This window comes from Ornithinibacter sp. (assembly GCF_035443565.1).
Taxonomy (GTDB): Bacteria; Actinomycetota; Actinomycetes; order Actinomycetales; family Dermatophilaceae; genus Fodinibacter.
In genome coordinates this window covers 9,365-11,049 of the sequence record NZ_DAORSO010000083.1, presented here as the reverse complement: position 1 = coordinate 11,049, position 1,685 = coordinate 9,365, and the positions used below count along the sequence as shown (strand labels likewise).

General features: G+C 73.1%; 2 protein-coding genes. One reads left to right on the top strand and one right to left on the bottom strand.

All coding sequences use genetic code 11. The features are described 5' to 3' along the window. The first annotated feature begins 77 nt into the window (after positions 1–77). Positions 78–1,091: a Rieske (2Fe-2S) protein gene (locus PLL68_RS09665; RefSeq protein ID WP_324533552.1), complete on the top strand. Its 1,014-nt coding sequence runs from the start codon at positions 78–80 to the stop codon at positions 1,089–1,091. Here PLL68_RS09665 and PLL68_RS09660 read toward each other — a convergent pair. Next, on the bottom strand, positions 1,061–1,685 hold a 625-nt coding region (locus PLL68_RS09660), incomplete at its 5' end, for an FAD-dependent oxidoreductase (RefSeq protein ID WP_324533551.1). The genes PLL68_RS09665 and PLL68_RS09660 overlap by 31 nt on opposite strands.

Genomic DNA, 1,685 nt, shown 5'->3' with positions numbered 1-1,685 from the left:
CGTGGGGTTAGACAGGCCGGGATGCCGGTCGCTGGCCAATCTGGTGGCCGCACCCCCGCGCGGGTTAGCGTTGTGGGGTGAGTCTGCTGCGTACCGACCGGTCCTTCCGCGAGGAGGTGCGTCACCGCGTGCCGGTGCGCTACCTCCCCCAGACGACGCCCGACCACCTGCGCGGCACCTGGCGTGATGCCAAGCCCGTGAAGATCGACGAGTCCCTCGCCGCGGCGATGCGCCGACCCACCCACGGCTGGCTCGTCGCCGCCGCGTCGAGCGACGTGCCGGCCGACCGCACCCTGATGCGCACCATCGCCGGCCGCGAGGTCGTGCTGTGGCGCGACACCGACGGCTCGGTGCTGGCCGGGCCGGGAGCCTGCCCCCACCTCGGCGCCCGCCTCGAGGACTGCGACGTCGTCGACGGCACCGTGCTGTGCAAGTGGCACGGGATGCCGCTCGGACGCACGACCCGCCGGGCGTGGGCGACGTACGCCTCCCACGACGACGGGGTGCTCGTGTGGGTGCGCCTCGGCCAGGTCGAGCCGGGCGTGCAGCCGACGGACACACCGGTGCTCGCGACCCGCCCACCGCTGGACGCCTCCATCGCCTCGGTCATCTCGTTGCCCGTGACCTGCGAACCGCGTGACATCATCGCGAACCGTCTCGACCCGTGGCACGGTGCCTGGCTGCACCCCTACGCCTTCAGTGACCTCACCGTCGACGAGGGTGCGTCAACCCCCGACAAGCTCGTGCTCGACGTCGCCTACCGCCTCGGCCGCACCTTCGCGGTGCCGGTGCGGGCCGAGTTCACCTGCCCCGACTCGCACACCATCATCATGACGATCACCGACGGTGAGGGCACCGGCAGCGTCGTCGAGACCCACGCCACGCCGCTGACCGCCCCCGGGGTGCACCCGGCGCGCACGGTCATGACCGAGGCGGTCATCGCGACGTCCGAGCGGTTCGGCTTCCGGGTCGCCCGCGGGCTCGCCCCCCTGGTCAAGGTGGGCATGCGGGCCTCGGCGACCCAGCTCTGGGCCGATGACCTCGTCTACGCAGCCCGCCTCTACGAACTGCGCCGCGCCGCCGAGCGGTAACGCCGGATGCCGCGTCGGGCCACCCGCGGAACCGCACCCAGGCGTGAGCCCATCGGCACCGACCACACGCCGTGACCGGGCAGTCCCCACCCGGTGAGGAGCAGGTCCGCGGCCATCCAGCCGGTGGTGGCGGCCCGCTCCATGAGGGCCACGGGCAGGTCGCAGCGCACGGCGTCGCCGGCGAGGACGATCGAGGAGTCGGGGGTGCGCACTCCGGGCCGTGAGCGCCACGGCTCTAGCCCGACGAGCACGCAGTCGCGTTCGACCACCCACTCGTCGTGCAGCACCGTCATCGTGGCCGTCTCGGGGTAGACCCGGTGCAGCTCGTGCAGCATCGAGTCGCGCAGCTCACTCTCGACGGTCCCCTCGGGCAGCGCGTAGGCGTGCAGCTCGACGACCGACCCGCCGTGCTCAGCGGTCCACCGGGTGGCGTGGCCCTCGAAGCGCTCGAGCACCGAGATGTTGTCGAGGGGCCCGTAGCCGCTCGTCCCGAGGAACGGTGCCCGCTCGGGCGCCACGAGGTCGGAGAACCACAGCCGCCAGACGGCGAACGCCGGAGCAGACCGGATGCCGGCCACGGACTCGCGCCACGCG